This window comes from Actinomadura sp. 6K520 (assembly GCF_004349245.1).
Classification (GTDB): domain Bacteria; phylum Actinomycetota; class Actinomycetes; order Streptosporangiales; family Streptosporangiaceae; genus Spirillospora.
Window position 1 is genome coordinate 1 of the sequence record NZ_SMLC01000088.1, and the last position, 23,148, is coordinate 23,148.

The 23,148-nt window shown below is 72.4% G+C and carries 27 protein-coding genes; 16 read left to right on the top strand and 11 right to left on the bottom strand.

All coding sequences use genetic code 11. The annotated features are described in order from the left end of the window. The 5 genes from E1289_RS22255 to E1289_RS39735 form a co-directional block, all read right to left on the bottom strand. Positions 1-345: biotin/lipoyl-containing protein (locus tag E1289_RS22255; protein WP_347813589.1), on the bottom strand; the 345-nt coding region annotated here is incomplete at its 3' end. A 35-nt stretch (positions 346-380) separates the two neighbouring features. Next, complete coding sequence (lpdA, locus tag E1289_RS22260) at positions 381-1,775, bottom strand: dihydrolipoyl dehydrogenase (RefSeq protein ID WP_131983193.1); 1,395 nt, start codon at positions 1,773-1,775, stop codon at positions 381-383. Between the two features lie 152 nt (positions 1,776-1,927). Next, complete coding sequence (locus E1289_RS22265) at positions 1,928-3,421, bottom strand: leucyl aminopeptidase (protein WP_131983195.1); 1,494 nt, start codon at positions 3,419-3,421, stop codon at positions 1,928-1,930. A 101-nt stretch (positions 3,422-3,522) separates the two neighbouring features. Beyond that, complete coding sequence (locus E1289_RS22270; RefSeq protein WP_243713066.1) at positions 3,523-4,281, bottom strand: adenosylcobinamide-GDP ribazoletransferase; 759 nt, start codon at positions 4,279-4,281, stop codon at positions 3,523-3,525. Further along, complete coding sequence (locus E1289_RS39735; RefSeq protein ID WP_243713067.1) at positions 4,278-5,228, bottom strand: bifunctional adenosylcobinamide kinase/adenosylcobinamide-phosphate guanylyltransferase; 951 nt, start codon at positions 5,226-5,228, stop codon at positions 4,278-4,280. The genes E1289_RS22270 and E1289_RS39735 overlap by 4 nt, the downstream gene beginning before the upstream one ends. A gap of 261 nt (positions 5,229-5,489) precedes the next feature. Between E1289_RS39735 and E1289_RS22280 the strand changes: the two genes are divergently transcribed. Beyond that, positions 5,490-6,188 carry a thioredoxin domain-containing protein gene (locus E1289_RS22280; protein ID WP_131983201.1) on the top strand — a complete coding sequence of 233 codons (699 nt, stop codon included), beginning with the start codon at positions 5,490-5,492 and terminating at the stop codon, positions 6,186-6,188. Positions 6,189-6,235: 47 nt separating this feature from the next. Then, entirely contained in the window at positions 6,236-6,433 is a 198-nt protein-coding gene (locus E1289_RS22285) for a hypothetical protein (RefSeq protein ID WP_131983203.1), read from the top strand. A 97-nt stretch (positions 6,434-6,530) separates the two neighbouring features. On the opposite strand, the gene E1289_RS22290 is transcribed toward E1289_RS22285, so the two are convergent. Continuing rightward, positions 6,531-7,532 carry an aldo/keto reductase family protein gene (locus tag E1289_RS22290; protein WP_131983205.1) on the bottom strand — a complete coding sequence of 334 codons (1,002 nt, stop codon included), beginning with the start codon at positions 7,530-7,532 and terminating at the stop codon, positions 6,531-6,533. Positions 7,533-7,592: 60 nt separating this feature from the next. Further along, on the bottom strand, positions 7,593-8,168 hold the full coding sequence (locus E1289_RS22295) for a DUF3043 domain-containing protein (RefSeq protein WP_131983207.1): 576 nt from the start codon (positions 8,166-8,168) through the stop codon (positions 7,593-7,595). Positions 8,169-8,301: 133 nt separating this feature from the next. Between E1289_RS22295 and E1289_RS22300 the strand changes: the two genes are divergently transcribed. The 6 genes from E1289_RS22300 to E1289_RS22325 all read left to right on the top strand — a co-directional run bounded on the left by E1289_RS22300 (position 8,302) and on the right by E1289_RS22325 (position 12,581). Then, on the top strand, positions 8,302-9,111 hold the full coding sequence (locus E1289_RS22300; protein ID WP_165970577.1) for a PspA/IM30 family protein: 810 nt from the start codon (positions 8,302-8,304) through the stop codon (positions 9,109-9,111). Then, positions 9,108-9,386 (top strand): hypothetical protein, encoded by a 279-nt coding sequence (locus tag E1289_RS22305; protein ID WP_131983209.1) that lies wholly within the window; start codon positions 9,108-9,110, stop codon positions 9,384-9,386. Before E1289_RS22300 ends, E1289_RS22305 begins: the two co-directional genes overlap by 4 nt. 109 nt (positions 9,387-9,495) lie before the next feature. Next, a complete protein-coding gene (htpX, locus tag E1289_RS22310; protein ID WP_131983211.1) occupies positions 9,496-10,413 on the top strand; it encodes a zinc metalloprotease HtpX in 918 nt (305 codons plus the stop codon). A 5-nt stretch (positions 10,414-10,418) separates the two neighbouring features. Then, positions 10,419-10,988, top strand: coding sequence for a hypothetical protein (locus tag E1289_RS22315; protein ID WP_131983213.1), 570 nt, complete (start codon positions 10,419-10,421; stop codon positions 10,986-10,988). Positions 10,989-11,062: 74 nt separating this feature from the next. After that, entirely contained in the window at positions 11,063-11,980 is a 918-nt protein-coding gene (locus E1289_RS22320; protein WP_131983215.1) for a M48 family metalloprotease, read from the top strand. Between the two features lies 1 nt (position 11,981). Beyond that, the gene (locus E1289_RS22325) at positions 11,982-12,581 is read left to right on the top strand and encodes a hypothetical protein (RefSeq protein WP_131983217.1); all 600 of its coding nucleotides are present in this window, start codon (positions 11,982-11,984) and stop codon (positions 12,579-12,581) included. On the opposite strand, the gene nadA is transcribed toward E1289_RS22325, so the two are convergent. Then, positions 12,578-13,732 (bottom strand): quinolinate synthase NadA, encoded by a 1,155-nt coding sequence (gene nadA, locus E1289_RS22330; protein WP_131983219.1) that lies wholly within the window; start codon positions 13,730-13,732, stop codon positions 12,578-12,580. The two genes, E1289_RS22325 and nadA, sit on opposite strands and share 4 nt — an antisense overlap. A gap of 238 nt (positions 13,733-13,970) precedes the next feature. Between nadA and E1289_RS22335 the strand changes: the two genes are divergently transcribed. Next, the gene (locus E1289_RS22335; RefSeq protein ID WP_131983223.1) at positions 13,971-14,333 is read left to right on the top strand and encodes an iron-sulfur cluster assembly accessory protein; all 363 of its coding nucleotides are present in this window, start codon (positions 13,971-13,973) and stop codon (positions 14,331-14,333) included. Positions 14,334-14,504: 171 nt separating this feature from the next. Beyond that, on the top strand, positions 14,505-15,491 hold the full coding sequence (locus tag E1289_RS22340) for a carbohydrate kinase family protein (RefSeq protein ID WP_131983225.1): 987 nt from the start codon (positions 14,505-14,507) through the stop codon (positions 15,489-15,491). Between the two features lie 103 nt (positions 15,492-15,594). On the opposite strand, the gene E1289_RS22345 is transcribed toward E1289_RS22340, so the two are convergent. Then, on the bottom strand, positions 15,595-15,903 hold the full coding sequence (locus E1289_RS22345) for a sulfurtransferase TusA family protein (protein ID WP_207929086.1): 309 nt from the start codon (positions 15,901-15,903) through the stop codon (positions 15,595-15,597). Between E1289_RS22345 and E1289_RS22350 the strand changes: the two genes are divergently transcribed. The 5 genes from E1289_RS22350 (at position 15,898) to E1289_RS22370 (ending at position 20,175) form a co-directional block, all read left to right on the top strand. After that, complete coding sequence (locus E1289_RS22350) at positions 15,898-16,827, top strand: histidine kinase (protein ID WP_243713069.1); 930 nt, start codon at positions 15,898-15,900, stop codon at positions 16,825-16,827. The genes E1289_RS22345 and E1289_RS22350 overlap by 6 nt on opposite strands. A 16-nt stretch (positions 16,828-16,843) precedes the next feature. Then, complete coding sequence (locus tag E1289_RS22355) at positions 16,844-17,524, top strand: response regulator transcription factor (protein WP_131983227.1); 681 nt, start codon at positions 16,844-16,846, stop codon at positions 17,522-17,524. Between the two features lie 91 nt (positions 17,525-17,615). Then, positions 17,616-18,146, top strand: a complete 531-nt coding sequence (locus E1289_RS22360; protein ID WP_131983229.1) for a PadR family transcriptional regulator — start codon at positions 17,616-17,618, stop codon at positions 18,144-18,146. After that, positions 18,143-18,823 (top strand): ABC transporter ATP-binding protein, encoded by a 681-nt coding sequence (locus tag E1289_RS22365; protein WP_131983231.1) that lies wholly within the window; start codon positions 18,143-18,145, stop codon positions 18,821-18,823. Before E1289_RS22360 ends, E1289_RS22365 begins: the two co-directional genes overlap by 4 nt. After that, positions 18,820-20,175, top strand: a complete 1,356-nt coding sequence (locus E1289_RS22370) for an FtsX-like permease family protein (RefSeq protein WP_131983233.1) — start codon at positions 18,820-18,822, stop codon at positions 20,173-20,175. Before E1289_RS22365 ends, E1289_RS22370 begins: the two co-directional genes overlap by 4 nt. Positions 20,176-20,184: 9 nt before the next feature. Here E1289_RS22370 and E1289_RS22375 read toward each other — a convergent pair whose 3' ends face one another. Beyond that, positions 20,185-21,063, bottom strand: coding sequence for an A/G-specific adenine glycosylase (locus E1289_RS22375; RefSeq protein ID WP_131983235.1), 879 nt, complete (start codon positions 21,061-21,063; stop codon positions 20,185-20,187). A gap of 93 nt (positions 21,064-21,156) precedes the next feature. Between E1289_RS22375 and E1289_RS22380 the strand changes: the two genes are divergently transcribed. After that, positions 21,157-21,729 (top strand): hypothetical protein, encoded by a 573-nt coding sequence (locus tag E1289_RS22380; protein ID WP_131983237.1) that lies wholly within the window; start codon positions 21,157-21,159, stop codon positions 21,727-21,729. 267 nt (positions 21,730-21,996) lie between these two features. Here the strand turns inward: E1289_RS22380 and disA are convergent, their stop codons facing one another. Further along, on the bottom strand, positions 21,997-23,079 hold the full coding sequence (disA, locus tag E1289_RS22385; protein ID WP_131983239.1) for a DNA integrity scanning diadenylate cyclase DisA: 1,083 nt from the start codon (positions 23,077-23,079) through the stop codon (positions 21,997-21,999). Positions 23,080-23,148: the final 69 nt, after the last annotated feature.

Genomic DNA, 23,148 nt, shown 5'->3' on the forward strand with positions numbered 1-23,148 from the left:
CTCCTGCTGGGGCTCGGGGGCGGGGGCCTCCTGCGCCGGGGCCTCCTCCTGCGCGGGGGCCTCCTGGGCCTGCGCGGCCGGGGCATCGCCGCCGGCCGGCGCGTCGCCCTCGTCCCCGATGACCGCGAGCTCGGCGCCGACCTCGACGGTCTCGTCCTCGGCGACGGTGATGCTGGTCAGAACGCCCGAGGCGGGCGAGGGGATCTCGGTGTCGACTTTGTCGGTCGACACCTCCAGGAGCGGCTCGTCGGTCTCGACGCGCTCGCCCTCCTTCTTGAGCCAGCGGGTGACGGTGCCCTCGGTGACGCTCTCGCCGAGCTGGGGCATGGTGACGGAGACCGGCATGTCTCAGCGACTCCTTCGAAATACTTGTGCGGCGTTCAGCCGTGCACGTGCAGTGGTTTGCCGGCGAGGGCGAGGTGCGCCTCGCCGACCGCCTCGGACTGGGTCGGGTGGGGGTGGATCAGCTGGGCGACCTCGCCCGGCAGAGCCTCCCAGTTGTAGATGAGCTGGCCCTCGGCGATGAGCTCGCCGACGCGCGGGCCGACCATGTGGATGCCGAGGACGGGACCGTCCACGGCCGCGATCACCTTGACCTCGCCCTGCGCGCCCAGGATCTTGCTCTTGGGGTTGCCCGCGAGGTCGTAGGTGACCTCCTTGATGTCGTGCCCGCGCTCCCTGGCCACGGCGGAGGTGATGCCGACCGAGGCGACCTCCGGCTCGGAGTAGGTGATGCGCGGGACGCCGTCGTAGTCGATCGGCGCCGGGCCGAGCCCGCCGAGCCGCTCGGCGACGAGGATGCCCTCGGCGAAGCCGACGTGGGCGAGCTGCGGCGTCGGGACGAGGTCGCCGACCGCCGAGATGGTGGGGACGTTCGTCCGGCAGTACTCGTCCACCTTCACGAACCCGCGCTCGGTCTCGACACCGGCCTCGGCCAGGCCGATGCCCTCGGAGACCGGGGCGCGCCCCACGGCGACCAGCAGCAGCTCGGCGTCGAAGTTCTTGCCGCCTTCGAGGGTGACGGAGACCCCGCCCTGCGTGGTCTTGACGCTCTCGAACCGGCTGCCGACCTCGAACTTGATGCCGCGCTTGCGGAACGCGCGCTCCAGCCGCCTGGAGCTGGACTCCTCCTCCAGCGGCAGCAGGCGGGGCAGCGCCTCGACGATGGTCACCTCGGCGCCGAACGAGCGCCAGACGCTGGCGAACTCGACGCCGATGACGCCGCCGCCGAGGATGACGACCGAGCCCGGGACGCGGTCGAGCCGCAGCGCGTGGTCGCTGGCGATGATCCGCTCACCGTCGATCTCCAGGCCGGGCAGCGACTTCGGCACCGATCCCGTGCCGAGCACGATGTGCCCGCCCTCGATGGTCCGGACCTGCCCGTCGCCGGCGGCGACCTCGACCGTGGTCGGGCCGGTGAGCCGCCCGGAACCGTGCACGACCTCGATGCCCCGGGTCTTGATCAGCCCGGTGAGGCCCTTGACGGTGGTCGAGACGACCTTGTCCTTGTACGCGTTCACACCGCCGATGTCGATGCCCTCGAACGTGGCCTTCACACCGAACTTCGCCGCTTCGCGGGCCTGGTCCGCCACCTCGGCCGCGTGCAGCAGCGCCTTGGTGGGGATGCACCCGCGGTTCAGGCACGTCCCGCCGAGGGACTCGTCCCGCTCGATCAGTGCGACGGACTTGCCGAGCTCGGCGGCGCGCAGAGCGCACGCGTAACCGCCGCTGCCGGCACCTAGGACGACGATGTCGAAGGGGCCGCTGTCAGCCACTGGTCGCTCCCTTTCCCGGTTGTGGCGCCCCGTGGATCGAGGTGCCCTGGGCGGGGCGGGGCGCACCGGTACCGGGCCCCCGCCGCCACGAGAAATCTAGTCTGTTCTCCACCCTCTGACAGCGGGCGGACCCGCTGCAGAATTCCGGCGGCCTACAGAATTCCGGCGGCGACGTCCTCGGCGATCTGGACGAGCGTCCGCGCGGCGGCCCCCGTGCCGCCCTTCGGGGTGTAGCCGTAGGGCTCGCCCTTGTTGAAGGCCGGTCCGGCGATGTCGAGGTGGGCCCACTTGACGCCGTCCGGCACGAACTCCTTCAGGAAGGTCCCGGCGACCAGCATGCCGCCCCACCGCTCGCCGCTGATGTTGGCGATGTCGGCGACCGCCGAGTCGAGGCCCTTGCGCAGCTCTGCCGGAAGGGGCATGCCCCACGACGACTCCCCGGCGCGCTCGGCCGCCGCCACCACCTTCTCACGGACATCGTCGTCGTTGGCCATGACCCCGGTGGTCCGGGTGCCGAGCGCGACGAGCTGCGCGCCGGTCAGCGTGGCCACGTCCACGATCAGGTCGGGGGAGTCCTCGCCGGCGCGGACGAGGGCGTCGGCCAGGACGAGCCGGCCCTCCGCGTCGGTGTTGAGGACCTCGACGGTCTTGCCGCCGTAGATTCGCAGGACGTCGGACGGGCGCTGCGCGGTGCCGCTCGGCATGTTCTCGGCGATGGCCAGGTAGCCGACCACGTTGACCTCGGGGCCGAGCCTGGCGATGCCGGACAGCGCGCCGAGCACCGCCGCGGCGCCGCCCATGTCGGACTTCATCCAGTCCATGGCCTCGGCGGGCTTGAGGGACAGGCCGCCCGAGTCGAACGTGATGCCCTTGCCGACCAGGACGAGGGTCTTGGACGCCTCGGGGTGGGTGTAGGAGAGGCGGACGAGCCGCGGCGGGTTGACCGAGCCCTGCCCGACCCCCGCGATGCCGCCGTAGCCGCCGTCCACCAGGTCCTTCTCGTCCAGCACCTGGATGGACAGCCCGGTCTCGCCCGCGACCCGCTCGGCCTCGCCGGCGAGATCCTCGGGGGACAGGTGGGACGGCGGGGTGTTGACCAGGTCGCGCACGAGCCTGACCGACTCGGCGAGGATCCGGGCGCGCTCCACCGCGGCGTCGGCGCCGTCCGCGGCGGCGATCAGGCGGATCTCCTCGACCGGGCTCTTGTGCTCGTCGCCGGTGCGGTAGGAGTCGAAGGAGTACGCGCCGAGCATTGCGCCGAGCGCGACGGCCGCCACGTGCTCGGCGGTTCCGCCGGCGCCGGTGCCGGGCAGCGCGACGGCGACCCTGGAGGTGCCGGCGAGGGAGCGGACCGCGGCGCCGGCGGCGCGGCGGACGTCCTCGGCGGAGGGGTCCGCGCCCAGTCCGGCGGCGACGATGACCTTGGCGGTGACGGCGCCGAGCGCGGGCAGTTTGGTGATCTCTCCGGCCTTGCCGGTGGCGCCCAGCGCGGCCAGGGCCTCGGCGAGCCTCCCGTCCAGCGCGCGGTCGAGGTCCTCCGAACCGGGGGCCGGCGCGGGGCCCGCCTCCGCCGGGGAGACGCCGACCACGATCGCGTCGACGTCGATGCTGGCCAGGGCTTCGCTGTCAAGGCTGATGCTCGTCACGTAGCACGATGTTAGTCCTCCCGGTGACCGGTTTCGTCTTTTTCGATCAAGCGCTGCCCGTCCGGGGGCCGCCGCCGGCGGGGCCGCGGGCCCCGGCGCCGTCAGGGAAGCGAGATGAGCGCGATCAGCGCGGCGGTCGTGGCGATCTCGACCAGGGCGCCGAGGACGTCCCCCGTCACCCCTCCCAGCCGCCGCACGGCGCGCCGCAGCAGCAGGAGCGCGGCGGCGGTCCCGGCCACCACCGCGGCGACCCCGTGCAGAGCGCCGCCGAGACCGCCGGAGGCCGCCCCCGCGGACGCCGCGGCCACCAGCACGGCCGCCGTGCCGACCGCCGCCGCACGGGCCGGCACGGTACCCGCGACGAGCGCGCCCAACCCGCCGGGACGCGCGGCCGGGACGCCGGTCCGGCAGGCCCAGGGAAGTGCCAGGCGGCCCGCGACGGACGCGATCAGCACCGCGCCGGCCGGATCGGGCGCCGAGGCCAGGGCGGCGACCTGGACCAGCAGCGTCAGCAGCAGCGTGACGACGCCGAACGGGCCGATGTCGGACCGCTTCATGATCTCCAGCGCCTCGGCGGCGGGGCGCCCGCTGCCCAGCCCGTCCGCGAGGTCCGCGAGGCCGTCCAGGTGCAGGGCCCGGGTCGCGGCCGCCGTCGCGGCCACCGCGAGCGCCGCCGCCGGCAGCGGGGACAGGCCGAGCAGGTCGCCCGCGAGCAGCACGAGTGCCGCGGCCCCGCCGGTGATCAGGCCGACGGCGGGGGCGAGCAGCATCGCCCGGCGCGCGGTCTCCCGGTCGACCCGGCCGGCGCCCACCGGGACGACGGTCAGCAGCGTGATCGCCAGCCGCAGGCCCGCGATCACCGGAGCTCCGTGACGCGTCCGGCCACGACCAGCGCCGCCTCCTCGGATTCGGCCGCGAGCCGCTGGTTGAGCCGGCCGAGCGTGTCGCCGAACGCCCGCCCGGACGGCGTCGTCGGCACCAGCGACAGGCCGACCTCCTCGCTCACCGCCACCACGCGCGCCCGGGTGTCCCGCCACGCCGACACGAGGTCGTCCAGGCGCGGGCGCACGAGGGACGGGTCGTCCCATGCGTCCGTGTCGTCCATCGCCGCGGCGAGCCAGGTGCCGATGCCGTCCACCAGCACCGCGCCCGTCGCGGACGCCAGGACGCCCGCCAGGTCGGTCGTCTCGGCCGTGTCCCACCAGGCCGGGCGGCGGCGCCGGTGGGCGGCGACGCGCCCCCGCCATTCCGGATCGCCGCTGGCCGGGCCGGTGGCTACGTAGCGGACCTCCGCGCAGGCGGCCAGCCGTAGTTCCGCCTCGGCGGACTTGCCCGACCGTGTCCCGCCCAGCAGGAGGGTCCGGTGCGGACCGTCCTGGGGCTGCTTCCAGAACGCCATGCGGCGTTCCAGTTCGCCTGGTGACGGCAGACGGTGGTCGACGTGCACGGCCACCACCTCCGTCTTGGACGTCACCGCCCCGAGGCGGCGCAGCCGACCGAGGTGTTCCGGCGACCCGGCCAGGTCCAGCAGGACGGCGTCGTACTCCACGCCGCCGGCGGGCTCGGGCCTGGCACCGGGACCGGCCGCGACCAGCACCCGTTGCCCGTGCGGGCCGCGGACCTCGTAGCCGCCGGGCACATCGGCGCGCGGGCGGTCCTGAAGCGGCACCCCGCCGATGAGGATGCGCTCCGGGGTGGCCGGGTCGTACCGGACGCCGGCGGTGCGCAGCCGGTTGCAGGACGCGCAGCGGCACTCCGGCGCGGGCCATCCGTCCGGGCCGGCGATTCCGCGAAGCTCGATGTTCATCTCGTCCGGAACTCTATGGTTACGTTCACCGTAAGGATCACGAACGTCCCCCGCAGGAGGCCCCGGTGGGCAACCCCCCGAACGCGCCATGGCCGGGTCAGCCGGGACCGGGCGCGCAGCCGCCCTACGGCCCGGCATCCGGCCCTCCAGGCCCTCCGGGCGGCCCGCCGCCCGGAGGCCCGGGCTGGCAGCCAGGCCCGCCCGGCCCGTACGGACCGCCGCCGCCCTCGGGGGGGAGGCAAAGGGTGCGGGGTCGGCCTGGTGATCGGGCTGGTCGCCGGCGGGCTGGTCCTGGTGCTGGCCCTGGCCACGGTCGTCTTCCTCGTGACGCGGGGGGACGATGAAGGCGGCGATGGCGGCGACATCCAGCTGCGGGTCGGGAAGATCGCGGGTGGAGCGGAGGCCACGCCGCAGGCCGACGGGTCCTTGGCGATGGCCCGCCCGGGCGTCACCTCGCCGGTCGTCGACGTCTACGAGGACTTCGCCTGCCCGCACTGCGGCGACTTCGACCGCAAGCACGACCCCATGCTCAAGGAGCTGGCGGTATCGGGAAGGGCCAAGGTCGTGTTCCGCCCGATGCTCGTCTTCAACGAGAGCCGGCAGCCCGCGCACGACAACTCGCTCAGGGCCGCCGCCGCGCTGCGCTGCGTGGGCGACGGCGCGCGCTGGCTCTCCTACCAGGACGCCCTGTACGCGAACCAGCCGTCGAGCCTCGACACGCCGGGCTACTCCACGGAGGAGCTGATCTCGCACGCGGCGAAACTCGGGCTCACCGGCGACGACTTCACGTCATGTGTCCAGAGCCAGCGCTACGCCCGGAGCGTGCAGACGGTCAGCCAGGGCTACATAGCGTCCGGGATCCAGGGCACGCCCGCCGTGCAGGTGAACGGCCGCACGCTCGGCTCTTCCGAGATCGAGAGCCCGGAGGCCCTGCGCCGCGCCATCGAATCCGCGTCCTAGGGGCGCGTTCCGACTAGTCTCACCGCGACGAGGGAGGTCGAGAAGCGATGGCGTGGAGCTGGCGTTTGGAGAAGGCCGACGGGCGCTCGGTCGGCATGGCGGAGGAGACCTTCTCCACCCAGGCGGACGCGGAGAGCTGGCTGGGGGAGAACTGGCGGGGGCTGCGCGCGGGCGAGGTCGACAAGGTGGCCCTGCTGGACGGCGAGACGCTCGTCTACGAGATGAGCCTGCACGAACCGGAATGAGGCCGGAATGAGGCCGGAATGAGGCCGGGATCAGGCCGGCCCCTGAAGGGCCGCGGGGCGGGCGCCCCGCGGCCCTTGCGTCACTTCTGCGGAGGGGTCAGGGGCGAGTGCGCGGGCTGCGCGTCTTGGCCGGGTCCCGGATGACGACCGGGCCGAGGACGTCGTCGATCCGCTTCATCACGTCGGCCTCCAGCTTCACCCCGGCGGCCTTCACGTTGTCGGCGACCTGCTCGGGACGGCTCGCGCCCACCAGCGCCGCCGACACGTTCGGGTTCTGCAGCGTCCAGGCGATGGCGAGCTGCGCCATCGAGAGCCCGAGGTCGTCCGCTATCGGCTTGAGGTTTTGCACGCGGGTCAGCAGGTCGTCGTCCAGGTAGCGCTTGATCATGTCGGCGCCGCCCTTGTCGTCGGTGGCGCGCGACCCCTCGGGCAGCGGCTGCCCCGGCCGGTACTTGCCGGTCAGCACGCCCTGCGCGATCGGCGACCAGACGAGCTGGCCGACGCCCTCCCGCTCGCACAGCGGGACGACCTCCTCCTCGATGACCCGCCACAGCATCGAGTACTGCGGCTGGCTGGAGACGATCCGGTCGAACCCCATCTCGTCGGCGATCTTGAGGGCGCTTTCGATCTCCTCCGCGCGCCACTCCGAGACGCCGACGTAGAGGACCTTGCCCTGCCGGACGAGGTCGTCGAACGCCCGCAGCGTCTCCTCCAGGGGAGTCTCGTAGTCGAACCGGTGGGCCTGGTAGAGGTCCACGTAGTCGGTACCGAGCCGGCGCAGTGAGGCGTGCGCCGACTCCATGATGTGCTTGCGCGACAGCCCCCGGTCGTTCGCGCCGGGGCCGGTGGGCCAGTAGACCTTGGTGAAGATCTCCAGCCCCTCGCGGCGCTGCCCGCTGAGCGCGCGCCCGAGGACCTCCTCGGCGCGCGTGCCGGCGTAGACGTCCGCGGTGTCGAAGGTGGTGATCCCCTCGTCGAGGGCCGCGCGCACGCACGCGCGCGCCGCGTCCTCCTCGACCTGGGAGCCGTGGGTGAGCCAGTTGCCGTAGGCGATCTCGCTGATCTTCAGACCGCTCCGGCCCAGGTTTCGGAACTCCATGATCCCGACCCTAGCCGGGGCGTCCCGGTGCGGCCGGATGCGGACGGCGCGGGCCGCCGGTCAGACCTTGTCCTTCTCGCCGATCTTCACCCGGGGGTTCGGGATGCGCAGCCGGCGGATCTGCATGGCCCGCATCGCCGCGTACATCCCGACGCCCTTGGCGTTCTCGTCGGGGTAGCGCTCGGCGGCCAGCCGCTTGATGCCGCGGCTCAGCAGGATGCCCTCGGCGAAAACCACGAAGAGCAGCACCGGCGGGGCGAACAGCACCAGCAGCCGGGCGATCGGGATCGGCAGCATGCTGAGCAGCACGATCGCGAACATGCCGTACATCAGGTACGAGCCGACGGTGCGGCGCGAGTCGACGTAGTCGCGCGCGAGCCTGCGGACGGGGCCCTTGTCCCGCTTGAGCAGGTGCTCCTCGCTGCCCTTGGCCATACCCTGGCGCACCTTGGCGCGCTCGGCGGCCTGCTTCTCGCGCAGCTTCTTGTACGCCTCCTTGCGGTTGGCGGGGGCGGTGATCGGCTGCCGGCGAAGCTTCTCGGCGTCCCGCCGCTTGGGCGTGGGACGCCCCTTGCCTCCCGGCTTTACTACCTGAGGAGGATTCGGCGGGGCCTCAGGGGTACGACGCTTGAACACGGGATCAGCCTACCGGGCTGCGAACATCGTGGCTGCCTCGCGCGTTAACGCGTAGGGTGATAAGAACCCCAGCAGTGGTCATTGAGCCCAGTTCACGACTGAGGCGACAGCACGAAGGGACCGGCGCCGCGCGATGAGCGTGATGAAAAGAATGTCGATGATCTTCAAGGCCAAGGCCAACAAGGCCCTGGACCGGGCCGAGGATCCTCGCGAAACCCTCGATTACTCCTACCAGCGCCAGCTGGAGATGCTGCAGAAGGTCCGACGGGGGGTCGCCGACGTCGCCACCTCGCGCAAGCGCCTCGAACTGCAGATCAACCAGCTTGAGCAGCAGCAGAGCAAGCTGACCGACCAGGGCAAGAAGGCCCTGCAGGTCGGCCGGGAGGACCTCGCCCGCGAGGCGCTGACCCGCCGGTCCGGGCTGGAGGGCCAGCTGAACGACCTGCGCACCCAGTACCAGCAGCTGCAGGGCGAGGAGGAGAAGCTCACGCTCGCCTCCCAGCGGCTCCAGGCCAAGGTCGACTCCTTCCGCACCCGCAAGGAGACGATCAAGGCGACCTACACGGCCGCCGAGGCGCAGACCAAGATCAACGAGGCGTTCTCCGGCATCTCCGAGGAGATGGGCGACGTCGGCCTGGCCATCCAGCGCGCCGAGGAGAAGACCGACACGATGAAGGCGCGCGCCGGCGCCATCGACGAGCTGCTCGCCTCCGGTGCGCTGGAGGACTTCTCCGGTCCGAAGGACGACATCCAGGCCGAGCTGGACCGGATGGGGTCCGGCCCCGGCGTCGACCTGGAGCTGGAGCGGCTGAAGGCCGAGCTGGGCCAGGGCCCCGCGCCCAAGGAGCTGAACCAGGGAACGCCGACCGCGCAGCCGCAGCAGCACCAGCAGGACAACCCCCAGCAGGCGCAGTGGCCGCAGAACCCCGGGGGTGCCCAGTGATCGTCCGCCTGATGGGCGAGGGTCAGCTGGACGTGGCCGCGGAGGACCTGCCCGCCCTCAACTCACTCGACGACCAGCTGGAGTCGGCGATCGAGTCGGGCGACGAGGCGACCTTCCGCGCCGCGCTGCACGCACTGCTGGAGAACGTGCGCAAGGTGGGCACGCCGCTGCCGCCGGACAGCCTGGCGCCCTCCGAGCTGATCCTCCCCCCGGCGGACGCGCACATCGCCGAGGTGCGCTCGATGCTGGGGGACGACGGCCTGATCCCCGACTGACGCGCGGTCCGCGCCTCGTTCCCCGGCCCAAGCGGACATCCAGGCACAAAATTCAGGTTCTGTGCGTTGTACAAATGAATATCGATCCGGGGTAACAGGGGGTGGCCGCATGGCCAGAACGCGCTACGCCTCCGACAGGGGGCTGACGTCGCGGATGCTCGTGACGATGTTCCTGCTGGGGCTGGTCTACGTCGTCTTCGTGGGGGCGTTCTTCGTCTTCGTTCCCGAGTGGGCCGTGGTCGCGCTGGTCGGGGCGGGCCTGTTCCTGCTCGCCCAGTACTTCTTCTCCGACAAGATGACGCTGTTCGCCATGCGCGGCCGCATCGTCTCGCCGCGGGAGGCTCCCGAGCTGCACGGCGTCGTCGACCGGATCTGCGCGATGTCGGACGCGCCGAAGCCGAAGGTCGCGATCGCCGACTCCGACGTGCCGAACGCGTTCGCCACCGGGCGCAACCAGAAGAACGCCGTCGTCTGCGTCACCACCGGGCTGCTGCGCCGGCTCGACCCGGTGGAGCTGGAGGGCGTCCTCGCGCACGAGATGGCGCACGTCGCGCACCGGGACGTCGCGGTCATGACGATCGCCTCGTTCCTCGGCATCCTCGCGGGCCTGATCACCCGGTTCGGGCTCTACGCGGGGCTGTGGGGCGGCTTCGGGGGCCGCAGCAGGGACCAGAACACGGGGCTGATCCTGCTCGCCGTGGTCGCCGCCAGCGCCCTGGCCTACGCGATCAGCTTCCTGCTCACCCGGGCGCTGTCGCGCTACCGCGAGCTGTCGGCCGACCGCGCCGCCGCGCTGCTGACGGGGCGCCCCTCGGCGCTGGCCAGCGCGCTGACGAAGGTCACCGGGGACATCGCGCGGATCCCGACCAGGGACCTGCGGTCCGCGCAGGCGTTCAACGCGTTTTTCTTCACCCCGGCGCTCGGCCGGGGCGTCAGCGTCTCGTCGCTGTTCGCCACGCACCCGCCGCTGGACAAGCGGCTCGCCCAGCTTTCGAAGATCTCCGACCAGCTCAGCAGGGGAGTGTAGAACCGGTGGGTTTCCTGGACACGCTGCTCGGCCGCTCCAAGCCGGTCAAGCCCGACCTCGACCGGCTGTTCGGGCTCTCGACGGCCGCGATCACCCTGGAGGCGGCGACCGGGTTCGTACCGACCGGGCGCGGCTCGGTGTGCTTCCGCGCGGCGGAGGGCGGCGCGTTCGCGCGGCTGCAGCGCGACGTCCAGGAACTGCTGGACGCCGACGAGGGGCCCAAGGTCGAGATCAGCACCGACTCCTACGGGTACACGTGGATCCTCAACCGGCACGATCCGGCGGACCTGCCCGCCCTCGTCACCGATCTGCACGCGGTCAACGCGACGCTGGAGGCGAACGGCTTCGGCCCGCACCTGCTGGTGTCGCTGGCCGGCTTCCGCGGCCCCGAGGGGCAGCGCCTCGCCCTCGTCTACCTCTACAAGCGCGGGACGTTCTACCCGTTCGCCCCGCTCCCCGGCGACAAGCGGGACAACGCGCTGGAGCTCCAGGTGCGCGGCGCGGTCGGCGCCGACCTGCCGTTCGAGGAGGACCTCGGCCGCTGGTTCCCCGTCTGGGGCGCGCCGGGTCTCTGACCGTGACCACGCCGTGTCCGGAATGTGTGTCACCGGACGCTGCGCGCCGCCCGCGCCCGGACTAACGTCGGGCCATGGCGCCCTCCCGTGACGCTCCCGACTCCGGCCTGACCTGGCGGATGCTCGCCACGGCGGTCCTGGTCGCGCTGGTGTACGCGGCCGCCGTGCTGCCCGCGTTCCTCGCCGGACCGGTGTGGGGCGCGGCCGCGGCGGCCGCCGCGGTGGCCCTCGCGGTCGTCTCGGCCCGTGCGGCGGACCGGCTGGCCCTCTACGCGATGGACGCCCGCCTCGCCACCTCCGACGAGGAGCCGGAACTGCACGCCGTCCTCGACCGGCTGTGCATGTCGTCCGGCCTTCCCAAACCCCGGCTCGCCGTCTCCGCGCTGGACACGCCCAACGCCTTCGCCGCCGGGTCGGGGCCGGGGTCGGCGGTGGTGTGCGTCACCGGCGGGCTGCGCTCGCGCCTCGAACCGGGCGAGCTGGCAGCCGTCCTCGCCCACGAGACCGCGCACGTCGCCAACCGGGACGTGCTCGTCGGCGCGGTCGCCACGTTCCCCGCCCTGTGCGCCGGGCTGTTCCTCGGCTGGTGGACGGGCCTGCTCACCGGCCGGGACAGGCACGGCGCCGGTCGCGCGGCGGCCTTCGCGGGCGGGATCGTCCTGCTGCCGCCCGGGATCGCGGCGGCGGTGCTGTACGGCGTCGGCACGCTGGTGGGGCTGGCACTGTCGCGGCACAGGGAGCTGTGCGCGGACGCCACCGGGGCGCTGCTGACCGGGCGCCCCGCCGACCTCGTGTCGGCCCTGGACAAGATCAGCGAGGGGCTGCGGGACGCGTCCCGGGACGACCTGCGGGCGCTGCGCCCGGTGAGCGCCCTCTGCGTGGTCGGGGCGCGCGGCGGCGGTGCGGCCGGGCTGCTGTCCAGCCATCCTCCGCTGGAGCGGCGCAGGGAGCGGCTGTCGGCCATCTCCTGGCGGCTCGCGAGCGGCGGCTGACGTGGGAATCCTGGACGGCCTGCTCGGACGGCACGTGCCCGGCATGCCGGACCTGGACCGGCTGTTCGACCTGCCGCCCGCCGTGCCGGCGCTGGAGGCCGCGACGGGCTTCGCCCCGGACGGCACGGGCGCCGTCTGCCACCGCGTCGTGGAGGGCGGCCCGTTCGGCGCCTTCGACCGGGTGCAGCGCGACGTCGCCCGGCTCCTGCGCGACGACCCGGGCCGCGAGACGGCCCTCAGCGCGGGCCCGCACGGCTGGGGATGGGCGCACGTCACCCGCCCGCCGGACGCGTTCGAGCGGCTGATCGCCGACCTGCACATGGTCAACGCCACGCTGACCGCCGCCGGCTACGGGCCCTACCTGCTCTGCTCGGTGACCGGCTTCCGCCGGGGGGACGAGCCGCAGCGGCTCCTCGTGGTCCATTCGCCCGGCCGCGGCACGTTCTACCCGTTCGCCCCCCGCCCGCCCGGCGAGCAGGGGGCACGCGGCCGCAACAACCTGGTCGAGATGCGTGCGCGCGAGGTGCTCGCAGAGATGCTGCCGGTGGAACCCGACACGGCCCGCTGGTTCCCCCTCTGGGACGCCCCGGGCCTGCCCTAGGGGAGGGAGAGCATCTGGTCGAGGGCTACGCGGGCGTAGTGGGCGGTCTCCTCGTCCACCTGGATGACGTTCTGCACGTCGCCGCGCGCCAGCGACTCCAGCGACAGCACCAGGTGCGGCAGGTCGATCCGGTTCATCGTCGAGCAGTAGCAGACGGTCTTGTCGAGGAACATGACGTTCTTGTCCGGGTGGGCGTTCGCCAGCCGCCGGACGAGGTTCAGCTCGGTGCCGATGGCCCAGGACGAGCCGGGCTCCGCCGCCTCGATCGCCTTGATGATGTACTCGGTCGACCCGATCTGGTCCGCGGCGGTGACGACCTCGTGCCGGCACTCCGGGTGCACCAGGACGTTCACGCCGGGAACGCGCTCCCTGACCTCGTTGACCGAGTCCAGGGTGAACCGGCCGTGGACGGAGCAGTGGCCGCGCCAGAGGATCATCTTCGCGTCCCTGAGCTGCTGCGGCGTCAGGCCGCCCTCCCGGCGGTGCGGGCTGTAGACGACGCAGTCGTCCAGTGAGAGGCCCATCTGCAGGACGGCGGTGTTGCGGCCGAGGTGCTGGTCGGGCAGGAACAGGACCTTCTTGCCCTTCCCGTAGGCCCAGTCCAGAGCTCGCTTGGCGTTGGACGAGGTGCACACGACACCGCCGTGCCGGCCCACGAACGCCTTGATGTCGGCCGAGGAGTTCATGTAGGTGACGGGGACCACGTCGTCGGCCACGCCCGCGTCCTCCAGGACGTCCCAGCATTCCTCGACCTGGTCGAAGGTGGCCATGTCGGCCATCGAGCAGCCCGCACCGAGGTCGGGCAGGATCACCCGCTGGTGGGCGGCGGTGAGGATGTCGGCGGACTCCGCCATGAAGTGGACGCCGCAGAACACCACGTAGGGGGCGTCGGGCCGGGCCGCCGCCTGCTGGGCCAGCTTGAACGAGTCGCCGGTGACGTCCGCGAACTGGATGACCTCGTCCCGCTGGTAGTGGTGGCCCAGCACGAACACCTGCCCGCCGAGGGCGGCCTTGGCGGCGCGGGCCCGCTCGACGAGCGCCGGGTCGGAGGCGGGCGGCAGCTCGCCGGGACAGTCGACACCGCGTTCGCTGGCGGGATCGGTGCCGCTGCCGAGCAGCAGCAGCGGAAGGTCGCGTGTCGTGGTGGTCACGGCGTTCTCCCTTCGCGACGGAGGACTTATCGTCGCTTTGACGACTAATGATTGCACATCCCCGGCCCGGCCGTGATGTGACGTAGGACGCACCGTCCCGCGGTGTTAGCGGAGACCGATACGCGGAATGGCCTAGTGGCGAGGTACGTTGTCCTACGGGAAGGGGCGTACGACGTCCTCGAGGACAAGCGACACTCCGCCGCCCCGCGCGGCGCAGCGAGACCCGGGAGCTGAACACATGACGGTTTCAGGCGAGACCACGCAGGAGACCACGCAGCAGGGCGTCAACCTCACGGACGCCGCCGCCGAGAAGGCCAAGGGCCTGCTCGAGCAGGAGGGCCGCGACGACCTTGCGCTGCGTGTCGCCGTGCAGCCGGGCGGCTGCTCCGGCCTGATCTACCAGCTCTTCTTCGACGAGCGTGAGATGGACGGCGACCAGATCCAGGACTTCGGCGGGCTGTCGGTCCGCGTCGACCGGATGAGCGCCCCCTACCTCACCGGCGCGACCATCGACTTCGTCGACTCGATCGAGAAGCAGGGCTTCACGATCGACAACCCGAACGCCTCGGGCTCCTGCGCCTGCGGCGACTCCTTCAACTGAGCCGCGTTCGGCGAAGCGCCCGCGGAGAGGCGGCCGGGACCTTGCCCGGCCGCCTCTTTCCGGTTGCCCGCCGCACTCCGGCAGTGATCCATGGTGCGATGGGGAAGTAGTCTTTCCGGGTTCGAAACAGCCGGTGAACAGCCGGACGACCACGACGAGGAGAGCGGCTCCGTGCGCATCGCCGTGACAGGCTCCATCGCTACCGACCATCTGATGACCTTCCCCGGAAGGTTCACCGACCAGCTCCTGCCCGACCAGCTGGCCCGGGTATCGCTGTCCTTCCTGGTGGACGAGCTGGAGATACGCCGCGGCGGGATCGCCGCCAACATCTGCTTCGGCATGGGAAGCCTCGGCAAGGACTCGATCCTCGTCGGCTCCGTCGGCGACGACTTCGCCGACTACCGCTCCTGGCTCGAACGGCACGCCGTCGACACCGCGTCCGTGCACGTGTCCGAGATCCAGCACACCGCCCGGTTCCTGTGCACCACCGACCAGGAGCAGAACCAGATCGCCACGTTCTACGCCGGCGCGATGAGCGAGGCCCGCTCCATCGAGATCAAGCCGGTCGCCGACCGCGTCGGCGGCCTCGACCTCGTCGTCGTCAGCCCGAACGACCCCGAGGCGATGCTCCGGCACACCGACGAGTGCCGCACCCGCGGCATCCCGTTCGCCGCCGACCCGTCCCAGCAGCTCGCCCGGATGGAGGGGACCGAGGTCCGCCGCCTCATCGACGGGGCCGCCTACCTGTTCAGCAACGACTACGAGCGGGCGCTCGCCGAGGAGAAGACCGGCTGGAGCGGCGAGGAGATCCTCGGCCGCGTCGGCGTCCGCGTCACCACCCTCGGCGCCAAGGGCGTCGTCATCGACCGCGAGGGCGAGGAGGGCGTGCACGTCCCGTGCCTCCCCGTCGAGAACGTCGTCGACCCGACCGGCGTCGGCGACGCCTTCCGCGCGGGCTTCCTGACGGCGACGGCCTGGCACCTGCCGCTGGAACGCGCCGCCCAGGTCGGCTGCGCCATCGCCGCGCACGCCCTCGAATCCGCCGGCCCGCAGGAGTACACCCTGTCCCGCCAGGGCTTCCTCGACCGCTTCGCCGCCACCTACGGGGCCGACGCGGCCGACGAGATCGCTCCCCACCTGACCTGCCCCGCCCCGTAGCCGCTCCCCGACCGCCACGTGAAAGGGCCGCGCCCCCGGCGCGGCCCTTCATCGTCTGCGGAGCGGGCCGGCCCTCGCCCCGCTCTCCGGTCAGCGCACGCGCTCAGTACATGCGGCGGATGTGGAATCCCCAGCCGCCCTGCTGGAGCGTCTCCTCCCACACGAACTCCTGGGACTTCATGCGGCACCATGCGGGGACGTCGGTCCGGGCCGCGGCGTCGTCGGCGAGGACGGCGATGATCTGGCCGACCGGGACCTCGCGGATCCGCTCGGCCAGCATGATGATCGGGATGGGGCACTTGCGGCCGAGCGCGTCGATGACGAGCGCCGGCGGCGGGCCGGCGGGCTGCTCGGTGTTCCGGCCAACGGCCGGGCGCGCGGGTGGCGGGATCTCGCCTGGGCGCTCGTGCACGTCGCCGTCGGGTTCCCGCTCGGGCTGGCCGCCCTGATGTGCCTGGGCAACATCCTGGTCGCCGCGGTGGCGTTGTCGTTGTGGTGGGCGTTTCCCGCCGAGGCGCGTCCCACTCTGTTCTCGGTTTTCGACGTCCGAGTGGACGATTGGGCGACCGCGCTGGTCGGGGGATCTGTGCAGATCGCCGTTCTCGGTGCGGTGGCCTGGTGGGTGCTCCCGGTGCTGGCGCGAGTCCATGCGCGCACGTGCCTGGCCGTGCTCGCGCAGTCGGCCCACGAGCGGCGGCTCACCGAGCGGGTCGACGTGCTGACCAAGAGCCGGGTGGGCGTGGTCGACGCCCACGGCGCCGAGCTCCAGCGGATCGAACGCGATCTGCACGACGGGACGCAGGCGCGCCTGGTGTCCATCGCCATGCAGCTCGGCATCGCCCGGGAGTCGCTCGCCGACGACCCGGACACTGTGGCGACGCTGATCCAGCAGGCGCATGAGACGGCGGAGGAGGCGATGGCCGAGCTCCGCACGGTGCTGCAGACGATCTACCCGCCGATCCTCGCCGACCGCGGGCTCGGCGGGGCGCTGACGGCGCTGGCCGCCCGGTCGAGCGTGCCGGTCCACATCGAGTTCGCCGACGTGGGCACGCTCCCGGCGGCCGCGGAGGCCGTGGCCTACTACGTGATCGCCGAGGCGCTGACGAACGTGTCCAAGCACGCCGCCGCGACGCGGGCGTCCCTCCGGGTCGAGCGCGCCGACGACGTGCTGTCCGTCGAGGTCACCGACGACGGCAGGGGCGGCGCCGACGAGGGGCGCGGCACCGGGATCACCGGGATACGCCGGCGGGTCGCCGCCCTGGACGGCACCGTCCGCCTCGACAGCCCGCCGGGCGGCCCCACCACGCTCGCCGTCCGGATGCCGTGCGCGAAGTGAACGTTCAGGAGGTTCGGTGCGGGTCGTGATCGCCGAGGACAACGTCCTGCTGTCCAGCGGCCTGGAGCTGCTGCTGGAGAAGAAGGGCTGCCAGGTCGTGGCGGTCGTCGGCGACGGTGAGGCGTTCCTCGACGCGGTCGCCGAGCACGGCCCCGACATCGCCATCGTGGACGTGCGCTTGCCGCCGTCGTTTCGCGACGAGGGAATCCACGCCGCGCTGCAAGCCCGCCGCGAGCACGGAGCCCTGCCGATACTGGTGCTGTCGCAGTACGTCGAGCGCGAGTATGCCGGCGAGCTCCTCTCCGACGGCCGCGGCGGCATCGGCTACCTCCTCAAGGACCGCATCGGCCGGGTGACCGAGTTCGTCGACGCCCTGCACCGCGTCGCGTCCGGCGGCACCGCCATGGACCCCGAAGTGGTCGCCCAACTCCTCACGCACCGCGGCGGCTCCCCGCTGGAAGCCCTCACGCCCCGCGAACGGGAGTCGCTCGCCCTCATGGCGCAGGGGCACGACAACGCCACCATCGCCGAGCGGATGCGCATCTCCGGCAACGCCGTCCACAAGCACATCGGCAACATCTTCGCCAAGCTCGGCCTGGCACCGGACGACTCCGGCCACCGCCGCGTCCGGGCCGTCCTCGCCTACCTGGACGACGCGCCCCACTCGGCAGGGCCGACTCCCGGCCCCGCGACCTAACGCTGACTGCGGCGACGTCGCCCCTTGCACGCGGGCGGGCGGGGGTGGCTTGGTATTCACTCGGTGTATGTATTGAGTGTATAGTAGCGCCATGTCCACACCGCTGGTTCTGCTTGCCTTGCTCGCCGAGGGGGCCAAGCATGGGTACGAGCTGAAGCGCGAGCATGACGAGCGGCTGCCCGGGGCCAAGCCGTTGCCGTACGGGCAGGTCTACTCGACGCTGCAGCGGCTGGGGCGGGACGAGTTCGTGGCCGTCGCCGGGGTCGTCCAGGAGGGCGGGCCCGAGCGCACGCTCTACGAGCTGACCCCGAAGGGCGCCGAGAAGCTGCGGGCGTGGCTCGCCGAGACGGAGCCGCCGCTGCCCTACGTCGGCGGCGCCCTGTTCGCCCGCGTGATCATGTCGCTGGTGGCCGGTGGCGACGCGCGTGCCGCCCTGGATCGGCAGCGCGCGGCCCACCTGGAGCGGATGCGGGAGCTGACCCGCACCAAGACGGCCTCCGGCGCGTCCGCCGCCGCGGTCCTGGCCGCGGACTACGCACTGTTCCACCTGGACGCCGACCTGCGGTGGATGGAACTGGCCGTGCGCCGCCTGGCCGACCTGACCGAGGAGATCAACCGATGACACCACTGCTGCAAGCGCGCGATGTGAGCATGTCGTTCGGCCGCACGCGGGCGTTGCGCGGCGCGTCCCTCACGATCGGCGCCGGGGAGATCGTGGCGATCTCCGGTCCGAGCGGGTCGGGCAAGAGCACGCTGCTGCACTGCCTGGCCGGCATCCTCGTCCCCGATGACGGCGAGATCCGCTACGGCGAGACGCGCCTCGACGAACTCGACGAGGACTCCCGCACTCGCCTGCGGCGGGAGGTGTTCGGCATCGTCTTCCAGTTCGGCGGGCTGGTGCCCGAGCTGACCGCGGTGGAGAACGTGGCCGTCTCGCTGATGTTCGGCGGGCTCGGCCGCGCGGAGTCCGCCGCGGCCGCGATGGACTGGCTGGGCCGCCTCGGCGTGGACGACTGCGCGCCCCTGCGTCCCGGCGACCTGTCCGGTGGCCAGGCGCAGCGGGTCGCCATGGCACGGGCGCTGGCCCACGGCCCCAAGGTCGTCTTCGCCGACGAGCCGACCGGCGCGCTCGACAGCGTCGCCGGGGAGGAGGTCCTCGGCCTGCTGCTCGCGACGGCCAGGGAACACGGCACCACCGTCGTCCTGGTCACGCATGACAACCGGATCGCCGCCTTCGCCGACCGGGAGGTCGTGGTCCGGGACGGCGCCGTGGCCGAAGCCCCGGCGGTGACCCGGTGACCGGCGGCCGGGCGCGGGTCCTGTTCGCCGTCGCCGCGATGCTGGCCCGCGGCACGTCCCATGCCGAGCGGCGGCGCCGCCGGCTGCTGGTCTCCGGGGCCGCGCTGGCCACGTTCTTCCTGCTCGGCGCGGCGAACCTGCTGCTGATACGGGGCACGACCCAGACCCGGTGGGCGGGGCTGGTGGCCGAGGAGGGGCTGCGGCCGGGCACCGCGCTGGCGCTGGCGCTGCTCGTCGTTCCGGTGCTGGCGCTGCTGCATCAGGTCGGCCGGGTCGCCCAGGCCGCGCAGGAGCGGCGGCTGGCGGCGCTGCGGCTGGCCGGTGCGACACCGCGGGACGTCCGGCTGCTCGGCGTGGCCGAGGCCCTCCGCGTCGGCACGGCCGGCGCGCTCGCCGGGGCCGTCGGCTACGTGGCCGGGCAGCGGGCGGTGATGGCCGCCCTCGGGGTGCGCGATACCGACCGGTACGCGATCCCGCCATGGCCGGTCCCGATCGTCCTGGCCCTGGTGGTGGCCGCCGCGGCGCTGGTCAGCCTGCGGGTGTCCCGCCATGTCGTCGTCTCACCGCTGAGCGTCGCGCGGCGTGCGTCCCGCCCCGGCCCATCCCCGTACACGATCCTTCCGCTCGCCCTCGGCCTGCCGCTGATGGTCGCGGGCGGGTTCGTCCGCGAGGGGTGGAGTGTGCCGCTGTTCGCGCTCGGTGCCGTCCTCGCGATCGTCGGCATCGCGGCGGGGGCCGCCCGCGTGATCCTCGAATCGGCACGCCTGGCCGGCCGTTGGGCCCGCACCCCCGAGACGCTCCTGGCGGCGCGCGCTCTGGAGGCCGATCCCCGCGCAGGAGGCCGGACCATGGCGGTCGTCGCCCTGGTCGTGGTCTTCGGCACGGCCACCGGTGTCGTCACGTGGGACGTCGTGCGGTCCGGGGGGATCTTCGACGATCCCGCCGAGCGGTTCTGGCTTGTCAGCCTGGGCCTGACCTACGGGGCGCTGCTGTTCGCGCTGCTCGTGGCGGTCACCGCGCTGGTGGTGCACCGGGCTGAAGCGCTGCTGGAGGGCGGCCGGTCGATGGCGGCGCTGGCCGCGGCCGGGGCCCCGGTGACTTCGCTGCGCCGGTCGGCCGTGCGGCAGACGCTCATCGCGGCGACCCCGGTCTGCGCGCTCGGCGCCCTGACCGCGTTGCTCGGTACGGCACCGGGCCTCTTCATGACGTCGGACCTGCCGATGATCGCCTGGACGACCGGTCACGCCCTGTTCATGGTCGTGCTGGCGGTCTCGGCCGCGGCCGCGGTGACGGCGCTGTCGAACCGGCTCCTCACCCGGGCCGCCGCCCCGGCGAGCCTCCGTGCCGAATGACCGGCGCGGTCAGGCGGGGAGGGCGTAGCGGCCGTCTTCGAGGGGGTCGACCAGGCCGTCCGCGATGAGGGCGTCGAGGGCCCGTTCGCGTTGGACGGCGTCCGACCAGACGACGTCGAGGGCCGGTTTCCCGACCGGGCCTTCGGCTTCGCGGAGGACGGCGAGGAGGCGTCCCCGGCACTGCCGGTCGGTGCCCGCGTACGTCTGGCCGCGGCGCGGCGGCCCGTCGTAGGCGGGCCGGCCCGCCAGGCGCCAGGAGCAGCGGTCGAACACCGGGCAGTCGGCGCAGCGGGGTGTGCGGGCGGTGCAGACGAGCGCGCCCAGTTCCATGACCGCGACGGCCCAGCGGGCGGCGGTGGGGGGATCGAGGGGGAGAAGGTCCTCCGCGAGCTTCACCTCGGCCCTCGTCTGCGACTTCGGCGGGTACTCCTCGCCGGAGACGAGCCTGGCCAGGACGCGCCGGACGTTGGTGTCGAGGACGGCGTGCCGCTGCCCGAACGCGAAGCTGGCGACGGCCGCGGCGGTGTAGGAGCCGATCCCGGGGAGCGCGAGGAGGTCGGCGTGCGAGGAGGGGACCTCGCCGCCGTGCCGCTCGGTGATGGCGCGGGCGCTCTCGTGCAGGCGCAGCGCGCGGCGCGGGTAGCCGAGCCGTCCCCATGCGCGGACGGCCTCGCCCGACGGTTCGCCCGCGAGCGCGGCCGGCGTGGGCCAGCGGGTCAGCCAGGCGTGCCAGACGGGCAGGACGCGGGACACCGGAGTCTGCTGCAGCATGATCTCGCTGACCAGGACCCCCCACGGGGTCGCGTCCGGTGCCCGCCAGGGGAGATCCCGGGCGTTCGCCTCGTACCAGTCGAGGATCGGGGTGGTGTAGGTGGAGTTCGGTTTCATGGCGCGGCGCCATTGTGGCACGCGGCGGGTCGTCCCCTCTTTCCCGATCACCGATTGCATACTTAACGTATGGGGGCGAACACAGGGCGTGGTATGGATCAATACTGGCGGCGTCGTACGCTCGCCCTGGCCGGAGTTCTCGCGGGCGTTGGGCTGCTTGCGTGGGCGTGCACCGGTGACGGGGACGAGCCGGTCCAGAACGCGGGCGCGGTCGAGAGCACGAGTCCACCGCCACCGCCGACCGCCATGCCGACGGTCACCGTGACCGTGACCACCACTCCCGATCCGGAACCGGCGAGAGGCGGCGGCCCGTGCACCGACCAGGATCTCGTCTTCACCATGTCGGCTCCCGGGAACATTTTCACGGGCTCCGAGCAACCCCAGTTCCGGGTCACGGTCGTGAACACAAGAAAGGGCTCCTGCATATTCGATACTAATTCGCTGGACGTCCGCATCACCTCCGGATCGGACGACATCTGGTCGTCCGCGGAATGCCGCCGGGGCGACTCGTCCAAGAAGACCCTGAAACGCGGCATCCCCCACGTGGACACCATCACCTGGAACCGCGAACGCGCCTGCGACAGCGGAAACCCAGCCCGCCCCGGCACATATGTAGCAGACCTAAAGGGCAAGAAGGCAAACAAGCAGATCTTCCACCTACGCTGACCCGCACCCCCCGCCCGGATCGCGTCCACCCCGAGCGAGATGCGCAGGTCGAGCGCGATCCTGCAGTAACTTTCGCGCTGACACCAGCCACCACCGCAACCCCGCAACGACCCCGACCGTCGCGATCGCGTCCGAAGGCAGGTTTCGAGCCTGCGAGAAACCTGATCGCGCAGCGAGGCCCCAGGCCGAGACGGAGCGATGCTAGCGATCGCACGTATTTTTTTGGGATTTCGGCCCCCAGGGCCGAAATCCCAAAAAAATACAATTCTACACGTAGCGTTCCAAGATTGAGGATTCGGCTAGGCGGGAGAGGCCCTCGCGGACGCTGCGGGCGCGGGATTCGCCGACTCCGCCGACGGCCTGGAGATCGTCTATGCTCGCCGCCAGCAGTTTCTGCAGGCCGCCGAAATGCTCGACGAGGCGCTCGACGACCATGCTCGGCAGGCGGGGGACCTTGGCGAGGAGCCGGAAGCCCTTGGGGCTGACGGGCAGGTCGAGGGCGTCCGGGCCGGAGAAGCCCATCACCTCGGCGACGGTGGACAGGTCGAGCAGCTCGTTGGCCGACAGCGTGTCCAGGTCGGAGAGGATGGCGGCGACGCCGCGGGTGCGGGTCTCGTCGGACGGGTAGTCGCGGACGATCAGCTGGCGGTCGACGTCGACGCCGGAGACGAGCTCGTCGAGCTGGAGGGACAGCAGCCGGCCGTCCGTGCCGAGCTCGACGACGTAGCCCTCGATCTCGTCGGCGATGCGGCGGACCATCTCCAGGCGCTGCACCACGGCGCTGACGTCCCGGACGGTGACGAGGTCCTCGATCTCCAGTGCCGAGAGCGTGCCGGAGACCTCGTCCAGGCGGAGTTTGTAGCGTTCGAGGGTGGCGAGGGCCTGGTTGGCCTTGGAGAGGATCGCCGCGGAGTCTTCGAGGACGTAGCGGATGCCGTCGAGGTACAGCGCGATGATGTGCATCGACTGGCTGACCGAGATGACCGGGTGGACGGTCTGGCGGGCGACGCGTTCCGCGGTGCGGTGCCGGGTGCCCGACTCCTCGGTGGGGATGGTCGAGTCCGGTACGAGGTGGACGGCGGCGCGGACGATCCGGTTGTGGCTGCCGTCGAGGACGATCGCGCCGTCCATCTTGGCGAGCTCGCGCAGCCGGGTGGCGGAGAACTCGACGTCGAGCTCGAAGCCGCCCGAGCACAGTTCCTCGACGGTCTTGTCGTAGCCGAGCACGATCAGGCCGCCGGTGTGGCCCCGTAGGATCCGCTCCAGTCCGTCGCGGATCTGGGTGCCCGGGGCCACCGCGGCCAATGTGGCGCGGCGTCGTTCGTCATGACCCTTGTCGTGTGATGGCACCTGACCCCCGGAGGTCGCTGGACGGCGTCAGTTTACCGAGGAGGGCCGCGCGCCGGTTCCTCCCCAGGT